General features: G+C 74.3%; 15 protein-coding genes. 6 read left to right on the top strand and 9 right to left on the bottom strand.

Features of this window, described 5'->3' with window-relative positions:
* Window positions 1–99 precede the first annotated feature (99 nt).
* Window positions 100–3,492 carry a maltose alpha-D-glucosyltransferase gene (treS, locus tag IU369_RS13675; protein ID WP_425516800.1) on the top strand — a complete coding sequence of 1,131 codons (3,393 nt, stop codon included), beginning with the start codon at window positions 100–102 and terminating at the stop codon, window positions 3,490–3,492.
* A gap of 474 nt (window positions 3,493–3,966) precedes the next feature.
* On the opposite strand, the gene IU369_RS13670 is transcribed toward treS, so the two are convergent.
* Window positions 3,967–4,554 (bottom strand): TetR/AcrR family transcriptional regulator, encoded by a 588-nt coding sequence (locus tag IU369_RS13670; RefSeq protein WP_217921536.1) that lies wholly within the window; start codon window positions 4,552–4,554, stop codon window positions 3,967–3,969.
* A gap of 110 nt (window positions 4,555–4,664) precedes the next feature.
* Between IU369_RS13670 and IU369_RS13665 the strand changes: the two genes are divergently transcribed.
* Complete coding sequence (locus IU369_RS13665) at window positions 4,665–4,988, top strand: DMT family transporter (RefSeq protein WP_217921535.1); 324 nt, start codon at window positions 4,665–4,667, stop codon at window positions 4,986–4,988.
* Here IU369_RS13665 and IU369_RS13660 read toward each other — a convergent pair.
* From IU369_RS13660 to IU369_RS13635, 6 genes are read right to left on the bottom strand one after another with little or no spacing between them, the layout of a single operon-like run.
* The gene (locus tag IU369_RS13660) at window positions 4,975–6,069 is read right to left on the bottom strand and encodes a D-alanyl-D-alanine carboxypeptidase (RefSeq protein WP_217921534.1); all 1,095 of its coding nucleotides are present in this window, start codon (window positions 6,067–6,069) and stop codon (window positions 4,975–4,977) included. The genes IU369_RS13665 and IU369_RS13660 overlap by 14 nt on opposite strands.
* Window positions 6,070–6,105: 36 nt before the next feature.
* Entirely contained in the window at window positions 6,106–8,121 is a 2,016-nt protein-coding gene (treY, locus tag IU369_RS13655; protein ID WP_217921533.1) for a malto-oligosyltrehalose synthase, read from the bottom strand.
* Complete coding sequence (glgX, locus tag IU369_RS13650) at window positions 8,118–10,244, bottom strand: glycogen debranching protein GlgX (RefSeq protein ID WP_217921532.1); 2,127 nt, start codon at window positions 10,242–10,244, stop codon at window positions 8,118–8,120. The genes treY and glgX overlap by 4 nt, the downstream gene beginning before the upstream one ends.
* Window positions 10,241–11,968 carry a malto-oligosyltrehalose trehalohydrolase gene (treZ, locus tag IU369_RS13645; RefSeq protein ID WP_217921531.1) on the bottom strand — a complete coding sequence of 576 codons (1,728 nt, stop codon included), beginning with the start codon at window positions 11,966–11,968 and terminating at the stop codon, window positions 10,241–10,243. Before treZ ends, glgX begins: the two co-directional genes overlap by 4 nt.
* A complete protein-coding gene (gene glgB, locus IU369_RS13640; RefSeq protein WP_246551518.1) occupies window positions 11,961–14,132 on the bottom strand; it encodes a 1,4-alpha-glucan branching protein GlgB in 2,172 nt (723 codons plus the stop codon). The genes treZ and glgB overlap by 8 nt, the downstream gene beginning before the upstream one ends.
* Before the next feature lie 5 nt (window positions 14,133–14,137).
* Window positions 14,138–16,051: an alpha-1,4-glucan--maltose-1-phosphate maltosyltransferase gene (locus IU369_RS13635; RefSeq protein ID WP_217921529.1), complete on the bottom strand. Its 1,914-nt coding sequence runs from the start codon at window positions 16,049–16,051 to the stop codon at window positions 14,138–14,140.
* 27 nt (window positions 16,052–16,078) lie between these two features.
* On the opposite strand from IU369_RS13635, the gene IU369_RS13630 reads away from it, so the two are divergent.
* Complete coding sequence (locus tag IU369_RS13630; protein ID WP_343233242.1) at window positions 16,079–17,329, top strand: 4-alpha-glucanotransferase; 1,251 nt, start codon at window positions 16,079–16,081, stop codon at window positions 17,327–17,329.
* A 3-nt stretch (window positions 17,330–17,332) separates the two neighbouring features.
* On the opposite strand, the gene IU369_RS13625 is transcribed toward IU369_RS13630, so the two are convergent.
* Window positions 17,333–17,959, bottom strand: a complete 627-nt coding sequence (locus IU369_RS13625; RefSeq protein ID WP_217921527.1) for a hypothetical protein — start codon at window positions 17,957–17,959, stop codon at window positions 17,333–17,335.
* Window positions 17,960–17,983: 24 nt separating this feature from the next.
* Between IU369_RS13625 and IU369_RS13620 the strand changes: the two genes are divergently transcribed.
* The gene (locus IU369_RS13620) at window positions 17,984–18,889 is read left to right on the top strand and encodes an ABC transporter ATP-binding protein (protein WP_217921526.1); all 906 of its coding nucleotides are present in this window, start codon (window positions 17,984–17,986) and stop codon (window positions 18,887–18,889) included.
* Complete coding sequence (locus IU369_RS13615; RefSeq protein ID WP_217921525.1) at window positions 18,886–19,680, top strand: ABC transporter permease subunit; 795 nt, start codon at window positions 18,886–18,888, stop codon at window positions 19,678–19,680. Before IU369_RS13620 ends, IU369_RS13615 begins: the two co-directional genes overlap by 4 nt.
* An 18-nt stretch (window positions 19,681–19,698) precedes the next feature.
* Here the strand turns inward: IU369_RS13615 and IU369_RS13610 are convergent, their stop codons facing one another.
* Complete coding sequence (locus IU369_RS13610; protein WP_217921524.1) at window positions 19,699–20,277, bottom strand: hypothetical protein; 579 nt, start codon at window positions 20,275–20,277, stop codon at window positions 19,699–19,701.
* 130 nt (window positions 20,278–20,407) lie between these two features.
* Between IU369_RS13610 and IU369_RS13605 the strand changes: the two genes are divergently transcribed.
* Window positions 20,408–21,418 carry an ABC transporter substrate-binding protein gene (locus tag IU369_RS13605; protein WP_217921523.1) on the top strand — a complete coding sequence of 337 codons (1,011 nt, stop codon included), beginning with the start codon at window positions 20,408–20,410 and terminating at the stop codon, window positions 21,416–21,418.
* Window positions 21,419–21,432 lie beyond the last annotated feature (14 nt).

Raw genomic sequence — 21,432 nt, 5'->3', positions numbered from 1 at the left:
CGCGCCACGGTCCGTGCGTGAGCCCGGGCGGTCGTGGGGTAACACCCCTCCCGTGCCGTGCCCGCCCCGCCCGACAACCGCGCGCAGCGCTCGACTAGCATGCGCGCCGTGAGCCCCCGAGAGCACACCCCGCCGGGGGACGACTCGCCCGACTGGTACCGCGACGCGGTCATCTACGAGCTGCACGTCCGCTCGTTCATGGACAGCGACGAGGACGGCATCGGCGACTTCCGCGGGCTGATCTCGAAGCTCGACTACCTGCACGACCTCGGCGTCACGGCGATCTGGCTGCTGCCGTTCTACCCCTCGCCGCTGCGGGACGACGGCTACGACATCGCCGACTACCGGTCGGTGAACCCGTCGTACGGGTCGATGCGCGACGTCGCCCGGCTCATCCGCGCCGCCCACGAGCGCGGCCTGCGGGTCATCACCGAGCTGGTGCTGAACCACACCTCCGACCAGCACCCGTGGTTCCAGCGGGCGCGGCGTGCGCCGGCGGGGAGCCGCTGGCGCAACTTCTACGTGTGGAGCGACACGCCCGACCTGTACCGGGACGCGCGCATCATCTTCAAGGACTTCGAGACATCGAACTGGGCGTGGGACCCGGTGGCGGGCCAGTACTACTGGCACCGCTTCTACTCCCACCAGCCGGACCTGAACTTCGAGAACGCCGAGGTGCGGCGCGCCCTGATGTCCCAGGTGGACCACTGGTTCCGCATAGGCATCGACGGCCTGCGCCTCGACGCGGTGCCGTACCTCTACGAGCGGGAGCGCACCAGCTGCGAGAACCTGCCGGAGACCCACGGGTTCCTGAAGGAGCTCCGCGCCCACGTGGACGAGGCGTTCCCGAACCGGATGCTGCTCGCCGAGGCGAACCAGTGGCCGGAGGACGCCATCGAGTACTTCGGCGACGGCGACGAATGCCACATGGCGTTCCACTTCCCGCTGATGCCGCGGCTGTTCATGTCGATCCAGATGGAGGACCGGTTCCCCATCATCGACATCCTCCAGCAGACGCCGGAGCTGCCGGAGGGGTGCCAGTGGGCGCTGTTCCTGCGCAACCACGACGAGCTGACGCTCGAGATGGTCACCGACGAGGAGCGCGACTACATGTACCGGGTCTACGCGCACGAGCGCGAGGCCCGCATCAACCTCGGCATCCGCCGCCGCCTCGCCCCGCTGCTCGGCAACGACCGGGCGAAGATCGAGCTGATGAACGGGCTGCTGCTGTCGCTGCCGGGCACCCCCGTCATCTACTACGGCGACGAGATCGGGATGGGCGACAACGTCTACCTCGGTGACCGCGACGGGGTGCGGACGCCGATGCAGTGGACGGGCGACCGCAACGCCGGGTTCTCCCGCGCGAACCCCCAGCGGCTGTTCCTCCCGCCGATCATCGACCCCGAGTTCCACTACGAGACGGTCAACGTCGAGACGCAGGCGAAGAACGGCGGGTCGCTGCTGTGGTGGATGCGGCGGATGCTGGCGTTGCGCAAGCGCTACGACGTCTTCGGCCGCGGCGACCTCGAGTTCCTCCACCCCGAGAACCGCCGGGTGCTGGCGTACCTGCGCAGCGACGAGGAGCGCAGCGTCCTGATCGTCGCGAACCTGTCGCGGTTCGCGCAGTACGTGGAGCTCGACCTGTCGCGGTTCCGCGGGTCCGCCCCCGTCGAGCTGTTCGGCCAGACCCACTTCCCGCCGATCGGCGACCTGCCGTACCTGTTGACGCTCGGCCCCCACGCCGTCTACTGGCTGGCGATCGAGTCGCCGCGGAGCGAGCTGCCGGAGGACGAGGTCGACGTGGGTCCGCCCGTGATCGAGGGGACCGGGTCGATCGACGCGCTCGTCGGCGGGCGCCAGCGCGAGGAGTTCGAGCGCGCGATCGCCCGCTTCCTGCCGGGGCGCCGCTGGTTCGCGGGGAAGGCCCGCACGATCCGGAACGTCGCGATCCTCGACTCGCTGCCCCTCGCGGGCGCGCGGTCCCAGATGGGGGCCCGCATCCTCATCGTGCGGGTGGAGTTCACGGAGGGCGAGGCCGAGACGTACCAGGTGCCCCTGGTCCTGGTGGAGGGCGAGCGGGCGGAGTACATGCTCGGGGAGGGGTCGCGGAGCGTCGTCGCGCGGATCCGCCGGCGCGGCGGTGACCTCGCGGTGCTCGGGGACGCCCTGAGCGACCCCGAGGTCTGCCGGGCGCTGCTCGACGTCGTCCGCACCCGCCGGGCATTGAAGGGCAGCGCCGGCGGGCGCCTGACGGGCCGTCCCACCCCGGCGCTGCGCGCCGCCCTGGAGGGCGACGAGTCGCCGGAGCCGTCGACGTTCCGCGCGGAGCAGAGCAACACGTCGGTGATCTTCGGCCAGAGCCTGATCCTGAAGCTGTTCCGCCGGGTGGAGCCGGGCGTCAACCCCGACCTGGAGCTGGGGCGGTACCTGAGCGAGCGGTCCGGCTTCGGGAGCACCCCGCGGGTGGCGGGCTCCATCGACTACCAGGCGGAGGGCGCGGAGGCCGCGACGCTCGGGATCATGCACGAGTTCGTGCCGAATGAGGGCGACTCGTGGCAGTACACGCTGGACGCGCTCGGCCGGTTCTACGAGCGGATCGTGACGGAGCGCATCGAGGCAGGCGGCGGTGGTCCCCCGGACACGTCGGCGCCGCTCCTCGACCGCGCCGCCGCCGTCGTCCCGCCCGAGATCGACGAGATGGTCGGGTCGTACATCCAGTCGGCGCAGCTGATGGGGCGCCGGGTGGCGGAGATGCACACGGCGTTCGCCCAGGAGGGCATCGACCCGGGGCTCACCCCGGAGCCGTTCACCCCCCACTTCCAGCGGGGCGTGTACCAGTCGCTGCGGAACATGACGGGCCGTGCCCTGGAGATGCTGCGCCACGCCGCGCCCGACCTGGACGACGGCCCGCGGGGGGACGCGGAGATGCTGCTGTCGTCGGAGGCCTCGCTCCTCGACCGGTTCCAGGCGCTGACGGGGCGGCCGCTGTCGGTGATGCGCATCCGCTGCCACGGCGACCTGCACCTCGGCCAGGTGCTGTTCACGGGGCGCGACTTCATGATCATCGACTTCGAGGGCGAGCCCGCCCGGTCCCTCGGTGACCGCCGGGTGAAGCGCAGCCCCCTGCGCGACGTGGCGGGGATGCTGCGGTCGTTCCACTACGCGACGGTGACGGCCCTCCTCGACCAGTCGGCCCGTGGTCTCGTGGAACCGGACTCGGAGGCCGCCCACGAGCTGGAGGCGTGGGGGCGCGCCTGGAACGACGGCGTCTCCGCGGCGTTCCTCGGGTCGTACCTCGAGGCGGCCGCCGGCGGCTCGTGGCTCCCGGACGACCCCGCCGACCTCAGCCTCCTGCTCGACACCTCCCTCCTCGAGAAGGCCGTCTACGAGCTCACCTACGAGCTCAACAACCGGCCGACGTGGGTCCCCGTCGCCCTCACGGGCCTCCGCGACCTCCTCCTCAACCCCCCCGCCGCCCCCACCGACGCCTGACTCCGGCGGTCCGGCCCCCCGGACGTCCGTCCCCGGCCGCGGGTGATCGGCCAATTGACCGCCGCCCGAGGTCCAATCGGACCTCCGAGACGGGTCCATCGCCGCCGCGTTCCGTCCCGGGATGCCGTTCGCCAGGGGCGTCCGATCGATGTGGCCACTTGGCCGTGACGCCGAGGTCCATTTGGACCATGAGCGCAAGAGCCGCGGCGGGCCGTCGCTGGTTCGTTCCCCAGATGCGGTTCGCCAGGGGCGTTCTGATCGGCGTGACCATTCGGCCGTGACGCCGAGGTCCATTTGGACCGTGAGCGCGGATCACCCGGCCGCCGCCGGGTTCGTCCCCGGAAGCCCGGTCGCCACGCACGTTCCGATCCATGTGGCCATTCGGCCGCGACGCCGAGGTCCAATTGGACCAACGAACCCAGGCGGGGGTGCCGCCTCGTCCCCTGACCCCTCCGCCGCGCCGGGGGCGGCGGCTCAGGCTCCGGGGGGGAGGAGGCGCCGGAGGGAGGCGTCGAGGGCGCGTTCCTGGGTCCTCGCGGGGAGGCGGCGGGGGGCGGCGAGGGCCTGGACGGTGAGGCCGTCCACCAGCGCCAGCAGCTCGAGGGCGCCGTCGTGGGCGGCGGCGGCGTCGAGGCCGGCGGCGGCGAGCGCCGCCTCGAGGCGCTCCGACCAGAGGCGGTAGTGGCGGCGCACCACCTCCGCCATCGCGTCGTCCGTGCGGGCCCGCTCCAGGTACGCGAACCACAGCCGCGCCTCCCGCCGCCGCACCACGTCCAGGGGGAGGGCCTCCGCCAGCAGCGCCCGCACCGCCGCCGCCGGGGATGCCGCCGCCGCCACGCGCCGCTCCGCCCGCTCCGCCCCGTTCCGGTGCACCCGCTCGAACGCGAACGTCAGCAGCTCGTCCTTGTCCCCGAAGTAGTGGGCGAGCACCCCCGTCGACCACCCCGCCTCCGCCGCCACCGCCCGCAGGCTCACCCGCTCCACCCCGTCCCGCTCCACCAGGCGCAACAGGGCCTCGGCGATGTCCTCCCGCCGCCCCTCGTGGTCCACCACCTTCGGCACCGCCTCACCCCCTCCCAGGTTTGTATTTATAGCGTGTGATATAAAAAGACGGGCAACGACGACGCAGGTGAGGGCGCCCGCCGGCGCCCCGTGACGGGGGAGGGCACGACATGCCGTGGCTGCTGCTCGGACTGGCCGGGGCGCTGGAGGTCGTGTGGGCGATCGCCCTCAAGGCGAGTGGCGGCCTCGACCTGCGCACGCCGGCGACGTACCTGTTCCTCGGCGCCGCGGCGCTCAGCTTCTGGCTGCTCGCCGCGGCGCTCCGCGACCTGCCCGTGGGGACGGCCTACGCCGTCTGGACGGGCATCGGCGCGGTGGGGGCCGCGATCGCCGGCCTCGTGCTCTACGGCGACCCCGCCACGGCGCCGCGCTTCATGGCGATCGGCCTGATCGTTGCGGGTGTGGTGTGGCTGGCGGCCGTCAGCCACGCGTGATCGCGCCGGGTGCGGCCAGGGCGGCCGCGACGGCGTCCTGCACCGGACGCGCGCGGTACGGCGACACCCGGTTGACCAGCATCACCATCACGAACGCCCGGTCGGGGCTGAGGCCCGACCCCGCCGGCCAGACGTAGCCCGCCAGCGCGGAGGCGGGGGTGTCGAACAGGGACCCCGTCTTCGCGCGCACCCGCCCGGCGGCGGCGGTGCCGCCCATCCGGTCCTGGAGGGTGCCCGAGCGCGCGGCCACCGGCATGCCCCGGAACAGGGTGCGGAACCGTGGCGCCTCGCGGACGCCGAGCAGCATGTCGGCCACCTCGCCGGCGCTCGCGCGGTTCGACGGCGACAGGCCGGAGCCGTCCACCAGCCGCCACCCGGCGCCGAACGTGGCGAGCACATCGACGGCGCGCCGGGCGCCGAGCGCGCGGCTCCCGTCGCCCACCACCGTCGTCGAGAGCGCCTGCGCCCGGACGTTGTCGGAGGGGCCGAGGATCGACGCGACCCGCCCGAGCGGCACGGCGCGCCGCTCCAGGGCCGCCGCCACCGTCGCGAGCTTCGTGACGGAGGCGATGCTGAGAGGCGCCGTCGTTCCCGCCGCGAAGAGCGTGCGGCCGAGCGGGTCGCGCACCACCAGCGCCGCCGCCGGTCCCATGGACGCGACCCGCCGCGTCAGCACCCGGCGCGTGGCGGGGGACAGCTCGGCGGGCGCCGCCGCGGCCACCAGCGCCTCCCCCGGCACCCAGCCGGCGACGGCGTCGGGGAACGCCACGCGCAGCCAGACGGCGCCCGCGTCGTCGAACGCGGCCCCGCCGACGCGCCCGGCGATCCTCACCGACGCCACGGTGCCCGTCGCGGCGGCGGTCACGGCGGGTGTCGCGCGCACCGTCTCCCCGGCGACGAGCGCCGTCGCCCACCCGGTCGCGAGCGCCGGGTGCCGCGGCACGGGCGGCGGCGTCGGCGCGGGGGCGACCGGCGGGACCGGCGCGGGCGGCGCCGGGGCGGGCGTGACCTGCGCCACCGCGACGGGCACGGGCACGGCCAGGGCGAGCGCCGCCACCAGGGCGCGGAGGGGGCGGGGCATCGGGCCGGAGGCTAGCGGTCGCCCCCGACGGCGCGGTCAGCCCCGGGTGCGCTCCAGCAGCGCCACCGCCAGCGGGCCCCGCAGGTCGTCGACCGCCGCCTCGGCGCCGAGCTCGTGGTCGTCACCCGTCAGCACGTTCGTCCACGTGCCGCGCAGGTCCGGGGGCACCGTGATCGTCCCGCCGCCCGCCGCACGGAGGGGGGTCGCCGCGATGACCTCGCCGCCGCGCGCGTACGCGAACGCGTCGGGACCGGCCTCGAGGGGCGTGTAGTCCCCCTCGAAGGCGGCGGGACGACGCGCCCGGAGCGCCAGGGCGTGGTGGATCAGGTGCATCTTCGCGGTCTCGCGCCGGGGCGCCGCCCCGCTCCCGACCTCGTCGAGCAGCGTCGCGCACCGATCCCAGTCGACCGGGCGGCGGTTGTCGGGGTCCACGAGGGCCAGGTCCCAGAGCTCGTCGCCCTGGTAGATGTCGGGCACGCCGGGGCTCGTCAGCTTCAGCAGCGTCTGGCCGAGGGCGGCGGCCTCGCCCGCCGGCGTCGCCACCGTCAGGAACTCCTCGAGCCCGGCGACGAACCCCGGTGACGCGTAGAGCCCGTCGATGAACGCGCCGACCGCGGCCTCGTGGGCCTCGTCCGGCTCGACCCAGCCCGTCGCGACCTTCGCCTCGCGCATCGCCTTGACCATGTACTCCTGCAGGCGCTCGCGCTCCAGCGGCCAGGCGCCGACGAGGGTCTGGTAGATCAGGTACTCCTCGTCGGCCGTCGGCGCGCCGTCGGTGCGCAGGCCGGCGTTCTCGTCCCACCAGGCCAGCACCCGCGCGCTCCACTCCGCCGCCATCCCGGAGAGGGCCCCGATGCGGGCGCGGACGTCGCCGGACCGCTTCGTGTCGTGGGTCTGGGTGGCCAGCAGGCCGCGGGGGAAGCGCCGGGCGCGGGCGGCGTTCGCCGCGTGGACCTCGTCGGGCGTGCGTCCCCACGCACCCGGGTCGGAGCCGACCTCGTTCAGCGCCGCGAGGCGGCTGTAGCGGTAGAGGGCGGTGTCCTCGACGCCCTTCGCCATCACCGCGCCGGTCGTCTGCTGGAACCGGACCGCGAAGGCCTCCTCGTCGGGGTCGGACGGGTCGACGAGGGCGTCGCGGACGCGCTCCGGCAGCCCGGCCTCCTCCACCACGCGGCGGTCCTGGTCGTCGGCGCCCTCGCCCTCGGGGTCGACGTAGGTGCGGTACACCGGCAGCGCGGCGACGGCGTCGGCCATCCCGGGGTCGTCCACGAGCTCGCGCAGGCGCTCGACCTCGGGCTGGAACGTGGTGCGCGCCTCCTCCCGCTTCGCCTCGTCGGCCAGATCGGAGAACGCGCGGCGCTCGCCGGTGAGGTGGGCGTAGAGGGCGGTGAACTGCGCCTCGCCGGCGGGGTCGATGAACAACCCGGTCGCGTCGCCCATGAACTCGTAGCCGGTGGTGCCCTCCACGGGCCAGTCGGGCAGCTCCTCGCCGGGCTCGACGATCTTCTCGACCCACACGTGGGCGACGCCGCGCTCGGCGAGGCGGCGCAGGTAGCCGCCGGGGTCGGCGAGCCCGTCGGGGTGGTCGATGCGCAGGCCGTCGACCAGGCCCTCCGCGACGAGGCCGAGCACGAGCGCGTGGGTGGTCTCGAAGACCTCGGGGTCCTCGACCCGCACGCCGGCGAGCTCGTCGATGGAGAAGAAGCGGCGGTGCCGTCCCGTGCGCGGGTCGATGTCGAAGTACTTCTCCCGCAGCGCCTCGTCGCTCCAGAACGGGTTGGCGTCGTCGGTCGCCATGTGGTTCGGGACGATGTCGAGCAGCACCTGGAGGCCGGCGCCGGCGAGCGCCCGGAACGCGGCCTCCCCGCCGAGGTCCTCCGAGATGCGGCGCGGGTCGATGACGTCGTACCCGTGCGTCGACCCGGGGCGCGCCTGCAGGGACGGCGACAGGTAGAGGTGGCTGACCCCGAGCCGCGCGAGGTACGGCACCCGGGCGCGGGCGTCGTCGAACGACAGCCCCGGGCCCAGCTGGAGGCGGTAGGTCCCCCTCACCAGGCCCTCTTCAGCAGCAGCAGCGACCGGCCGGGAAGGCCGACCTCGGACCGGGCGGGCCACGTCCGCCACCCCTCGGGGGCATCCGGCTCGACGGTCGAGATCACGAGCCTCCAGCGGTTGCCGAAGCGGCGGGCGGGAAGGCGGAACATGGTCTCCTCGTGTCCGGCGTTGACGAGCAGGACGAACGAGTCGTCGATGACCGGCTCGCCGTTCGGGCCGGGGCCGGGGATCTCCTCGCCGTTCAGGAAGACGCCGAGGGCGCGCAGGTCGGAGCGGCGCCAGTCGCGGCGCGCCATCTCGCGGCCGTCGGCGCGGAACCACCGGATGTCCGGCAGGCCGGAGCCGTCGGCCTCGCGGCCGCCGAAGAAGTCGCGGCGGTGGAACACGGGGTGCGCCCGCCGCAGCTCGATGAGGCGCCGCGTGAAGGCGAGCATCCGCTCGCGCTCCTCGTCGAGGTCCCAGTCGAACCAGCTGATCTCGTTGTCCTGGCAGTAGCCGTTGTTGTTGCCCTGCTGGGTGCGCCCCATCTCGTCGCCGCCGAGCAGCATCGGGACGCCCTGCGACAGCAGCAGGGTGGCGAGGAAGTTGCGCTGCTGGCGACGCCGCAGCGCGCGGATCTCGGGGTCGTCGGTCGGCCCCTCGGCACCGTGGTTCCAGCTCCGGTTGTCGTCGGTGCCGTCCCGGTTCCCCTCGAGGTTCGCCTCGTTGTGCTTCTCGTTGTAGGAGACGAGGTCGGCGAGCGTGAAGCCGTCGTGCGCGGTGATGAAGTTGATCGACGCGAACGGCCGGCGGCCGTCGTTCTGGTAGAGGTCGCTCGACCCCGTGATGCGCGACGCGAACTCGGCGACGCCGTCGCTCTGCCCCCGCCAGAAGTCGCGCATCTCGTCGCGGTAGAGGCCGTTCCACTCCGTCCAGAGGACGGGGAAGTTGCCGACCTGGTACCCGCCGGGGCCGACGTCCCAGGGCTCGGCGATCAGCTTCACCTGCGACAGGACCGGGTCCTGGTGGATGATGTCGAAGAAGGCGGAGAGCCGGTTGACGTCCCAGAACTCGCGCGCCAGCGCCGACGCGAGGTCGAAGCGGAAGCCGTCGACGTGCATCTCGAGCACCCAGTAGCGCAGGCTGTCCATGATGAGCCGCAGCACGCTCGGGTGGACGGGGTTGAGGCTGTTGCCGGTGCCCGTGAAGTCCACGTAGTAGCGCGGGTCCTCCGGGGAGCAGCGGTAGTACGAGAGGTTGTCGATGCCCTTGAACGAGAGCATCGGGCCCTGGTGGTTGCCCTCGGCGGTGTGGTTGTAGACGACGTCGAGGATGACCTCCATCCCCGCCCGGTGGAGGGCCTTCACCATCCCCTTGAACTCGCGCACCTGCTCGCCGGACCGCCCGGTGGCGGCGTACATCGCGTGGGGCGAGAGGAAGCCGATCGAGCTGTAGCCCCAGTAGTTCGAGAGGCCCTTCGCGACGAGGTGGTCCTCGTCGGCGTTGTGGTGCACCGGCAGCAGCTCCACGGCGGAGACGCCGAGCGACTTCAGGTGGGCGATCGCCTCGTCCGACGCGAGCCCCGCGTAGGTGCCGCGCAGGTCCTCGCGGACACCGGGGTGCCGCTTCGTGAAGCCCTTGACGTGGACCTCGTAGATCAGGGTCTCGTTCCAGGGGATCGCGGGCGGCCGGTCGTCCTCCCAGTCGAACCCGGGGTCGATGACGATCGCCTTCGGGATGGCGTCGGCGTCGTCGGTCTCGTCGCGCACCAGGTCGGCGTCGGGGTTCGACCCGTCGGGCTCGTAGGGGAGGACGTTGCCGGCCTCCCACATCACGGGCCCCTCGATCGCCTTCGCGTAGGGGTCGATCAGGAGCTTGTTGGGGTTGAAGCGGTGGCCGTGCTCCGGCGCCCACGGACCGTCGACGCGGAACCCGTAGCGCTGGCCGGGCCCGACCCCCGCGAGGTAGCCGTGCCAGTTGAAGGCGGTGACCTCGGTGAGGTCGTGGCGGGTCTCGCGGTCCTGGTCGTCGAACAGGCAGAGCTCGACGCGGTCGGCGTTCTCGGAGAAGAGCGAGAAGTTCGTCCCGCGTCCGTCCCACGTCGCGCCGAGCGGGAACGGCGACCCCGGCCACATCTTCATCGGGTCACCGCGCCCGTCCGGGGCGGCAGGTGCAGCACCCCGCCGGCGAGGGTCACGCCGTCGTCCGTCGCCAGGACCAGCTCGCTCGCTCCCACCGGCACCTCCGCCCGCTCGTCGCCGAAGTTCCCCGCCACCGTCACCGCGCCCCGCCGCGACGCCACCCAGCCCGACGCGTCGTACCGCACGACGGGCCGTTCGCGGGGCAGCCACGCCCGGACCGCGAGGAGCCGCCGGTACAGCTCGCGCACCGCCGGGTCGCCGGCGCCGGGGTCGAGCACCGACCGCGCGAAGGTCGCCGGATCCTGGGGGTCGGGGACCTCCTCGCCGGAGAAGCCCTCGAACGATGCGAACTCGCGGCGCCGCCCGTCGCGGGTGGCGTCGGCGATGAACGGGTCGATGTGGTCCGTGAAGAACTGGAAGGGGCGCGTCTCGCCGTATTCCTCGCCCATGAAGATCATCGGGGTGAACGGGGAGAGGAGGGTCCAGAGGGCGGCGAGACGGCGGGTCTCCGGCGGGGGGCGGTCGCCGACCGCGCGGTTGCCGACCTGGTCGTGGTTCTGGGCGCAGACCACGAACCGCTCCGGCGGCAGGCCGTCGGCGGGGCCGCCGTGGCGGCGGCGGCGGAACGGCGACCAGCGCCCGTCGTAGACGAAGGGCGTGCGCGCCGTCGCCGCGAGCTCGGCGACGCCGGCGTAGTCGCCGTAGTAGCCGTCGCGCTCGCCGGTGAGGTGCGCGTGGACGGCGTGGTGGTGGTCGTCGGCCCACTGGGCGTCGAAGCCCCAGCCCCCGAGGGCCACGGGGGTCACGGTGCGGGGGTCGTTCAGGTCGCTCTCGGCGATCAGCACGGGCGGGACGTGGGCGGCGGCGCGGACCCGGTCGCAGAGTTCCGCCAGGACGTGCCGGGCGCCCTCGTCGTGGATGGCGTGGACGGCGTCGACCCGCAGGCCGTCCATGTGCAGGTCGCGCACCCACATGCAGGCGTTCTGGATCGCCCACTCCCGAACGCCGCCGCAGTCGGCGTCGTCGAAGTTGACGGCGTCGCCCCACGGCGTGCCGTGCTTGGCCGACAGGTACGGCCCGAACGCCTCGAGGGTCTCCGACCCGGGGCCGAGGTGGTTGTAGACGACGTCCATGATCACGCCGAGCCCCTCGCGGTGGGCCGCGTCGACCAGCGCCGCGAGCCCGTCGGGGCCGCCGTACGCCGGGTGCGGCGCCCACGTGTGGAGGCCGTCGTAGCCCCAGTTCCGCTCACCCGGGAACGTCGCGACGGGCAGCAGCTCGATCGCGGTGACGCCCAGCTCGCGCAGCTCCGGCAGCCGTGCGGCGACCGCGGCGAACGTGCCCTCCGGCGTGAAGGTGCCGACGTGCAGCTCGTAGACGACGAGCGCGGCGGGGTCGAGCCCCGGCCAGCCGGCGTCGGTCCACTCCCAGGCGGCCGGGTCGACGATCCGCGACGGGCCGCGGACCCCCTCCGGCTGGAAGCGCGAGCAGGGGTCGGGCAACGGGTCGCCGTCGTCGACGCGGAGGCGGTAGTCGTCGCCGGGCGACGCGGTGGCCTCGCCCGCGAAGACGCCGCCGCCGACGTCCCGCAGCGGGGTCTCGCCGCCGTCCCGCACCACCGTGACCGCCGACGCCCGTGGCGCCCACACCCGGAACGCGGTGCGTCCGTCGCCGAGCGGCCGTGCCCCGAGGGGCTCCTCCCAGGGCAGGGGCGCCTCAGGCATCCGGCGTCAGCCAGACCACCCCCAGCGGGGGCACCGTGACGTCGGCCGACCAGGACTCCCCGCCCCATGCGCGCTCCTCGGCGTGGACGCCGCCGAGGTTGCCGAGGTTCGCCCCGCCGTACAGCTCCGAATCCGTGTTCAGCACCTCGCGCCAGTACCCGCCCCGCGGCAGCGGCAACCGGTACGCGAGCCGCGGCACGGGCGACATGTTCGCGACGGCCACCACCGGGTGGCCCGTCGCCGAGAACCGCGCGAACGCGACGACGTTCATGTCGCGGTCGTCCACCACGAGCCAGCGGAACCCGGCGCCCTCGGCGTCGAGCTCCCACAGGGCGGGGGTGTCGCGGTAGACGTGGTTGAGGTCGCGCACCAGCCGCTGCATCCCCGCGTTGCGGGGCGCGTCGAGGAGGTGCCAGTCGAGGCTGCGCTCGTGGCTCCACTCCTGCTCCTGGGCGATCTCGGCGCCCATGAAGATCAGCTTCTTGCCGGGGTGCGCCCACATGTAGCCGTAGAGGGCGCGCAGGTTGGCGTGCTTCTGCCACTCGTCGCCCGGCATCCGGGAGATCAGCGAGCCCTTGCCGTGCACCACCTCGTCGTGGGAGAGCGGCAGCACGAACTGCTCGGTGAAGGCGTAGACGAGGCTGAAGGTGAGCTCGTCGTGGTGGTAGCGGCGGTGGATCGGGTCGAGCGCGAAGTACTCGAGCGTGTCGTGCATCCACCCCATGTTCCACTTGAGGTCGAACCCGAGGCCGCCGAGGTCGGTGGGGCGCGAGACGGCCGGCCAGGCGGTGGACTCCTCGGCCGCCATCATCACGCCGGGCTCGGCGCCGTGGGTGATGACGTTCAGCTCGCGCAGGAACCCGATCGCCTCGAGGTCCTCCCGCCCGCCGTACTCGTTGGGCAGCCACTCGCCCGCCGCACGGGAGTAGTCGCGGTAGAGCATCGACGCGACGGCGTCCACGCGCAGGCCGTCGGCGTGGTACTCGCGCATCCAGTGGAGGGCGCTCGCCACGAGGAAGTTGCGGACCTCGTTGCGGCCGTAGTTGAAGATCAGCGTGCCCCAGTCGGGGTGGGCGCCGCGCCGCGGGTCGTCGTGCTCGTACAGTGCCGTCCCGTCGAAGCGCGAGAGGGCGAACTCGTCGCGGGGGAAGTGGGCGGGGACCCAGTCCATGATCACGCCGATGCCCCGCTCGTGGAGCAGGTCGATCATCTCCCGCAGGTCGTCGGGGGACCCGAGGGTCGGGGTCGGCGCGAAGTACGAGGTGACCTGGTACCCCCAGGACCCCGAGAAGGGGTGCGCCATCACCGGCAGCAGCTCGACGTGGGTGAACCCCATGTCGCGGGCGTAGTCGCCGAGCTCGACGCCGAGCTCCCGGTAGGTGAGGGGGCGGTTCCCCTCCAGCGGGTTCAGGCGCCACGACGGCAGGTGCACCTCGTAGACCGACACCGGCTCGGCGTGCGGCCGGCGCGCCGCGCGGGCCTCCATCCAGGCGCCGTCGCGCCACTCGTGGGCGCTGCGGCTGACGACGGAGGCCGTCCGCGGCGGCACCTCGGCCTCGGCGGCGAGGGGGTCGGCCTTCAGGCGCAGGGAGCCGTCGGCGCCCCGGACCTCGAACTTGTAGTGCTCGCCGACGCCGATGCCGGGGACGAACAGCTCCCAGACGCCGGAGGAGCCGAGCGAGCGCATCGGGTGCACGCGGCCGTCCCACCCGTTCCAGTCTCCGACGGCGCTGATCGACCGCGCCGACGGCGCCCACACCGCGAACGCGACACCGGTGGTGCCGTCGATCTCGCGCGGGTGCGCGCCGAGGACGTCCCAGAGCGCCTGGTGGCGGCCCTCTCCGACGAGGTGCAGGTCGAGCTCCCCGAGCGTCGGCAGGAACGCGTAGGGGTCGCGGGCGCGGTGGACGTGCCCGCCGTGGGAGGTTTCGACCTCGTAGGCGAGGGGGCCGTCGCCAGGCAGCGGCGCCTCCCACAGTCCCGAGGACCGGTGGGGCAGGTCGATCGCCGCGCCGCCGTCGGGGATCACCCGGACGGCGTCGGCCCCGGGGCGCCAGACGCGCACGACGCGCGCGGCCCCGGTCCCGTGGACCCCCAGCACACGGTGTGGCTCGTGGTGGTCCCGCGCCGCGAGAAGTGCGATGTCCTGCTCGATGCCGGTCATCGTGGTCAAGCCTCCACCCTCAGTACGTGTGCCGGCGTCACCGCCGGATCCAGTCGGACGTAGTTCCTGCCGACGTGCCAGCGGTAGACGTCGCCCGTGACGAGGTCCCGCACGGCGAACCCGCCCGGCAGGCCGAGGTCGGCCGGCAGGTCGGCGATCCCCTCCTGGGCGGCGTGCGGGTCGACGTTGACGACGACGATGATCGCGCCCGCGCCGTGGCCCTTGACGTAGGCGAGCAGCGCCGGGTTCTCGGTCGGGACGAAGCGCACGTCGATGCGCCGCAGCGGCGGCGACGCGCGCCGGATCTCGTTCAGGCGCCGCACGAGGGGCAGCAGCGGACCGTCCAGCGTCCGCTCCTTCGCCTCGTACTTCTCGGAGTCCAGGTACTCCTCGCTGCCGGGCGCGACCGGCGTCCCCTCCAGGTTCTCGAACCCGGAGTAGATGCCGTAGGCCGGCGACAGGGTCGCGGCGAGCACGAGCCGCGCCTCGAACGCCGGGCGTCCCCCCTGCTGGAGGTACTCGTGGAGGATGTCCGGCGTGTTCGCGAAGAAGTTGGGCCGGAAGAACTCGGAGGGGGCGCCCGCGAGCTCGGTGACGTACCCGGCGAGCTCCTCGGCGGAGTTCTTCCACGTGAAGTAGGTGTACGACTGGCTGAAGCCCGCCTTCGCGAGCGCGTACATGCGCGCCGGGCTGGTGAACGCCTCGGCCAGGAACACGACGTCGGGGTGCGCCTCGCGCACGGTCCGGATCAGCCACTCCCAGAACGGGATCGGCTTCGTGTGGGGGTTGTCCACCCGGAACACGCGGACGCCCCGGTCGACCCAGAACACGACGGCGTCGTGCAGCGCGCCCCACAGCGCCCGCCAGTCGTCGCTGCCGAAGTTGACGTTGTAGATGTCCTGGTAGCGCTTGGGCGGGTTCTCGGCGTACTTGAGCGTGCCGTCGGGGCGGCGGTGGAACCAGTCGGGGTGCTCCTGCAGCCACGGGTGGTCGGGGGAGCACTGGATCGCGAAGTCGAGGGCGATCTCGACGCCGTGGCGGCCCGCCGTGCGGACGAGGCTCTCGAGGTCGGCGAGCGTCCCGATCTCGGGGTTGACGGCGGTGTGCCCGCCCTCGGCGGCGCCGATCGCCCACGGGCTGCCGGGCTCGCCGGGCTCCGCGGTCGGCGAGTTGTTGCGGCCTTTGCGGTGGGTCGTGCCGATCGGGTGGATCGGCGGCAGGTAGAGCACGTCGAACCCGAGGTCGGCGATCTCTGGGATGCGCTCCTCCACGCCCGCGAGGCCGCCCCACGACCGGGGGAACAGCTCGTACCAGGCGCCCACCCGGGCCCGTTCGCGGTCGACGTCCACCTCGAGGGTCGCGGACCGCACGCGCTCGGGGCGCTCGCGCACCCGGCCCATCGCGGCGGCGACCTCGGACCCGAGGACCGGGGCGGTCCGCTCGGTCGGCGCCCCGGGGGAGCGCAACGCGTCGACCGCGGCGGCCACGACCTTCCGGTCGGCGGCCCGCAGGCCGCCGGCGGCGGCCTCCAGCAGGGCGGCGCCCTCGGTGATCTCGCTCTCGAGGTCCTCCTGGCCGGCGGCGAGCTTGCGCTCGATCTCCGACCGCCACGACGCGAACGGGTCGACCCACGCCTCCACCTGGAAGCGGTGGCGGCCCAGCCCGGACGTCACGAACCCGCCGCGCCAGAGGTCGGCGTCGACCTGGCCGAGGGGCTCCTCGACGAACCCGGACGAGCCCGGGGGCCGGTGGCGCACGACGGCGCGGAGCTGCTCGTGGCCGTCGCGCACGATGTCGCACTCCACGACGACGGCGTCGCCGAGGGTGCGCTTGACCGGCCAGCGCCCGCCCTCGATCGACGGTCGCAGGTCGAGGATCAGGATGCGCGGCGGTGGCGTGCGGGGCGGTGTGGACTCCACAGGCGTCACGGAGCGTAGCCTTTCCCGATCACCGCCCGCGCGACACAACACGATCCGGCCGGCGAGCGCCGCTCGGGGGTCCTCCTGCACGTCACCTCCCTCCCCGGGGGCCGTCTCGGCCCCGAGGCCCACGCCGTCATCGACTGGCTGGCCGACGCGGGGCAGGCGTGGTGGCAGGTGCTGCCCCTGACGCCCCCCGACGCGCTCGGGTCGCCGTACGCGAGCCCCTCGGCCTTCGCGGGACGCGCCGACCTGCTCGCCGCCCCCGACGCGCCCGTCGGCGACGACGAGATCGCCGCGTTCCGGGACCGCAACGCCTACTGGATCGACGACTGGGAGCGCGTCGCCGGTCCCGGGGCGGTCGCCGACCAGGTGCGGTTCGACCGGGAGTGGGGGGCGCTGCGGGCCCATGCCGCCGCGCGCGGCGTCCGCATCCTCGGCGACCTGCCGTTCTACGTGGCCCCCGGCAGCGCCGACGCGATCGCCCACCCCTCCCTGTTCCGCGACGACCCCGTCGCGGGCGTCCCGCCGGACGCCTTCAGCGACGACGGCCAGCTCTGGGGCAACCCGACGTACGACTGGGACGCGATGCGGGCCGACGGGTTCCGCTGGTGGATCGAGCGGCTGGCGCGCAGCGCCGAGCTGCACGACGGGTCCCGCATCGACCACTTCCGCGCGTTCGACTCGTGGTGGGCGGTGCCGCGCGACGCCCCGACGGCGCGCGAGGGCGAGTGGCGCCCCGGGCCCGGCGCCGACGTCATCGAGGCCGCCCGGGCGCAGCTCGGGCCGCTGTCGCTCGTGGCCGAGGACCTCGGGATCATCACCGACGGCGTCCGGGACCTCCTGGAGCGGCTCGACCTGCCCGGCATGCGGGTGCTGCAGTTCGCGTTCCCCGGCGGCGACGACAACACCCACCGCCCCGAGCACCACCCCGAGCGCTGCGTCGTCTACGTCGGCACCCACGACAACGACACCGCCCGGGGGTGGTGGGACACGGCCGGCGACGACGCCCGCCGGGACGCGACCGCCGCGGCCCTCCACGCCGGGATCGACGAGGAGCGGCCGGAGCGGATGCTGATGCGCCTCGCCCTGTCGTCCCGGGCCCGGCTCGCGGTGCTGACGGCGCAGGACCTGCTCGGCCTCGGGTCCCACGCCCGCCTCAACACCCCCGGCACCTCGGACGGCAACTGGTCGTGGCGGCTGCGCCCGGGCGAGCTGACGCCGGAGCTGGCGGCGTGGCTGCGCACCGAGACCGCCCGGGCGGGCCGCCTGCCCTGAGGCTCAGGCGGCGGCGGTGGCCGGCGGGCGCCCCCGGTGGCGGGCGAGCCGGAGCGCGACGCGCGGGATGTCCCGGCGGCTGCGGTCGAGCACGTCGCGGATCGCCTCCGCCACGTGGGCCCCGGCGACCGGCGCGCCGTGGCCGGGCAGCAGGCGGGCGGCGTCGAACGCGGCGAGCCCCCGCGGAGGCGTCATCCGCATCATGGGGTGGACGCCGAGGAGGTCGTCGCCGGTGAGGTAGTAGGGGGCCGTCCCGAGGGACTCGGGCACGATCAGCGACCGGGTGCGCGGCGCCCACAGGGCGACCTCGCGCCACCAGGGGCGGTCGACGACGGTGATCGCCTGGAGCGACAGCCCGGGCACGCCGTCCGTCGGCGTGACGTGGTGCGGCACGCCGAGGCGCGCGGCGAGGGCGGCGCAGTCGCGGGGGTGGCGGCCGAGCAGCTGCAGCACCCCGCGGACCTCCCCGAGGGGCGCGAGGATGTCGTCGAGGCCCTCCCCGTCGACCGGGTCGACGAGCCACACGCCCCCGTCGGCGACGACCGCGTGGGAGGCGCGCTGCATGTAGGGCGGCTCGGCCGCGAGCCATCCGGCTCCGTCGTCGTCCGCGTACGTCAGGCTCAGCTTCATGGCGCTGGGCTACCCTTCCTCGGCGTGGACCACGCCATCGAGGCCGCGGAGCTGACAAGGATGTACGGCCCGTCGGCCGGCGTCGACCACATCGACCTCGTCGTCGGGGCCGGCGAGTGCTTCGGCTTCCTCGGGCCGAACGGCGCGGGCAAGACGACGTTCATCCGCCTCGCCCTCGGCCTCGTCCGCCCGACGGGGGGCCGCGTGTCCGTCATGGGGCACGACGTCGCGTCCGACCGGATGGGCGCGCTCGCCGCCGTGGGCTACCTGCCGGGCGAGCTCGGCCTGTGGGCGTCGTTGACCGGGGCGCGCACCCTCGACGCCCTCGCGCGTCTCCACCCGCGCCCGCCGGTGCTGCGCGAGGAGCTGTGCGCGACCCTCGAGCTCGACCCGTCGGCGTTGCGGCGCCGGGTGCGCGAGTACTCGCGGGGCATGAAGCAGAAGCTCGGCCTCGTCGCCGCCCTGCAGCACGACCCCCCGCTCGCGATCCTCGACGAGCCCACCGGCGGCCTCGACCCCGTCATCCAGTCGCGCCTGCTCGACTGGCTCGCCGCCCGCTCCCGCGCGGGCCGCACGATCTTCTTCTCGAGCCACGTCCTGGCGGAGGTCGAGGAGCTCTGCGACCGGGTCGCGATGGTCCGCGGGGGGCGCCTGCTGTTCGCCGGTCCGTTGTCCGACCTGCGGCGCGCCCGCACCCGCAGCGTCGAGGTCCAGTTCTCGGAGCCCGTCGACCCGGCGCGGTACGCGGGACCGGGGGTGGGCGACGCCGAGGTGCGGGGGGCCGTCCACCGGTTCGCGCTCGCCGGGGACCCGGCGGGCGTGCTCGGCGCGCTGTCGCGCCTGCCCGTCGACGACGTGACCATCGCCCCGGCGAGCCTGGAGGACGCGTTCCGCGACCTCTACCGCGACGCCGACGGGCGGCCCGCGTGAGGACGATCTACGGGCTGGCCCTCGAACGCGCCCGGGCCCGCATCGTTCTGCTCGCCGTCGGGTTCGGGCTCTTCGAGCTGGTCGTCGGGCTGTCGTACGCGAGCGTCGACCAGAACGCGATCCGCCAGCTCGTCGACGCCCTGCCGCCCGCGCTGCGGGCCCTGGCCGGCAGCGCCGACATCGCCAGCCCGACGGGGTACGCGGGCTCCGGCTACCTCCATCCCGTCGCCCTCGCGATCCAGGGCGCCCTGGCGATCTCGATGGCGGCGGCGCCGGCCCGGGAGGCGGAGGACGGCACGGCGGAGCTCGTGCTGGCGCGCCCGCTGCCGCCCGCCCGCTGGCTGGGGGCGCACTTCCTGGCCATGGCGACCGGGCTCGCGGTGGTGGTCGCCGGCGGCTACGCGGGCGGCCTCGTCGCCGCCCTGACGGTGGACGACCTGTCGCCGGTCGACGCCGGGCCGCTCGCCCTGGCGGCGCTCGCGGGCTACCTCTGCTTCCTCGCCGTCGGCGGGGTCACGCTCCTCGTGACCTCCCTGGTGCGGACGGGGGGCCGGGCCGTCGGCTGGGCCGCCGGGTTCCTCCTCGTCTCGTACGCCCTCGACTACCTCTCGCAGGTCTGGTCGATCGCCGAGCCGCTCGGGCCGCTGTCGATCTTCCACTACCTCGACCCGCCGGCCGTCATCGGCGGCGCCGGCCTGCGCCCCGTCGACGCGCTGGCCCTCGCGGGTCTCGCCCTCGTCACCGCCGCCGTCGCCCTGACCCGGGTGGAGCGCCGCGACCTGACGCCCTAGACCGGGGCGCCCGCGGGGTCAGCCGGTCTGGCCCTCGAGCACGAGGATCAGGCGCCGCATGGCGCGCTCCGCGACGTCGTCGCCGACGTCGCCGGTGGCCCGCACGTAGAGGGCGTTCGGCCCGACGGAGAACCCGAGGCGCGCCTCCGCGGGATCGTCGCGGCGCGCGCCGCGGGCCCCCGGCACGTCGGGGGGCGTCCAGGCGGCGCCGTCGTCCGCCACCAGGCGCGCGGCCAGGTCGGAGCCGACCCCGGTGGCGATCAGGTGGGAGGGCCAGACGCTCGCCGCGACCGTCAGCGTGCCGCCGCCCGGCGACGTCCAGGTGCGCACCGCGGCGTCCGCGGGCGCGCGGTCGTCGATGACGGCGGCGAGCTCGGCGTCGGGGCGGCCCGTGAACGCCTCCGCGAGGTCGGCCGCGTCGGCGGTCGCCGGGTCCGGGCCGCGCAGCTCGCCGGGGCTGGGCAGCGCGGTGACGACCGCGAGGGGGTCGCCCGCGTCGCCCCCCTGCTCGGTGGGGCCGAGCGGCCCGCAGCCGGCCGCGACGAGCGCGAGGGCGAGGGCGAGGACGACGGCGACGAGGCTGGCCGGGGCGCGCACCGCCACAGGGTAGCCGCGGCCCCCCGTCACCGGCGTACACAGGTGCGCCATTCGTATAGTGTCGCGCCGACCTGAGATAAAGAGTTCGGCGGACCTAATACTAATCGCCGACGACCGGGAGACCCGAACCATGCGCACACCCCGTCCGCTCGGCGTGATCGCCGCCGCCCTCGTCGCGATCGCCCTCGCCTCCGGTTGCGGCGGGGACGACGGGGACGGGGCCGGGGCCACCGCGCCGGCCGCCGGCTGGAGCTGGACGGACGGCTCCGGGAAGACCGTCGAGCTCGAGACGCGCCCCACCCGCATCATCGCCCACGCCTACTCGGCGGCCGCGCTGATGGAGTTCGGGATCCGGCCGATCGCGATCTACGCGGACGCCCCGCTCGACGAGGACGTCGGCCTGCGCGGCGTCGACTTCTCCGGCATCGAGGTCCTCGGCCAGGAGTGGGGGAGGATCGACGTCGAGAAGGCCGCGACCCTCGACCCGGACCTCATCGTCGGCGACTACTGGCCCGTCGAGGAGGGCTACAGCGGCATGGAGGACGGCGTCGAGGCGAAGAGCAGGAAGCTCGCCGAGCTGGCGCCGGTCGTCGGTCCCGCGCAGGGCGGGTCGATCGTGACGCTCATCGAGGGGTACGAGGACCTGGCGGAATCCCTCGGCGCGGACGTCGGATCGGGTCCCGCCGCCGAGGCGCGCGCCGCCTTCGAGGAGGCCCGCGACGCATTCAGGGCGGCGGCCGAGGCGAAGCCGGGCCTCACGGCCCTCGCGATCAGCCCCTACGGCGACTCCTACGCCGTCGCGGTGCCGGAGCACGCGCCCGAGCTCCTCGACCTGCGCCGGTGGGGGCTCGACGTGATCGTCCCGTCGGCGCCCGACCCCGAGTTCCCCTACTGGCAGACCTTCTCGTTCGAGAACGCCGACACCCACCAGCCCGACCTGCTGCTCTTCGACGACCGCAACTACCCCGCCAACCGCGAGGTCCTCGAGAAGCAGCCGATCGCGCGGAGCATCCGCGCCTTCGCCGCCGGCTCGTACACCACGTGGCCCGCGTACTGGCTCCACACCTACGGCCACTACGCCGAGCAGCTCGAGGACCTCACCGAGGCGATCACGTCGACCGACCCGACCATCGGGAGCTGACCGGCCGGCCGCCC

It is taken from the genome of Miltoncostaea oceani (assembly GCF_018141545.1).
In the GTDB taxonomy this organism is placed as follows: Bacteria; Actinomycetota; Thermoleophilia; order Miltoncostaeales; family Miltoncostaeaceae; genus Miltoncostaea; species Miltoncostaea oceani.
This window is presented reverse-complemented; position numbering and strand designations above follow the sequence as displayed.

Bases quoted from the DNA above. Each gene is read 5' to 3' on its own strand.
- IU369_RS13625 (WP_217921527.1), bottom strand. From the start codon at position 17,959: ATGAAGCTGAGCCTGACGTACGCGGACGACGACGGAGCCGGATGGCTC.
- treZ (WP_217921531.1), bottom strand. From the start codon at position 11,968: ATGCCTGAGGCGCCCCTGCCCTGGGAGGAGCCCCTCGGGGCACGGCCG.
- glgX (WP_217921532.1), bottom strand. From the start codon at position 10,244: ATGAAGATGTGGCCGGGGTCGCCGTTCCCGCTCGGCGCGACGTGGGAC.
- treS (WP_425516800.1), top strand. From the start codon at position 100: ATGCGCGCCGTGAGCCCCCGAGAGCACACCCCGCCGGGGGACGACTCG.
- IU369_RS13605 (WP_217921523.1), top strand. From the start codon at position 20,408: ATGCGCACACCCCGTCCGCTCGGCGTGATCGCCGCCGCCCTCGTCGCG.
- IU369_RS13660 (WP_217921534.1), bottom strand. From the start codon at position 6,069: ATGCCCCGCCCCCTCCGCGCCCTGGTGGCGGCGCTCGCCCTGGCCGTG.
- IU369_RS13665 (WP_217921535.1), top strand. From the start codon at position 4,665: ATGCCGTGGCTGCTGCTCGGACTGGCCGGGGCGCTGGAGGTCGTGTGG.
- glgB (WP_246551518.1), bottom strand. From the start codon at position 14,132: ATGACCGGCATCGAGCAGGACATCGCACTTCTCGCGGCGCGGGACCAC.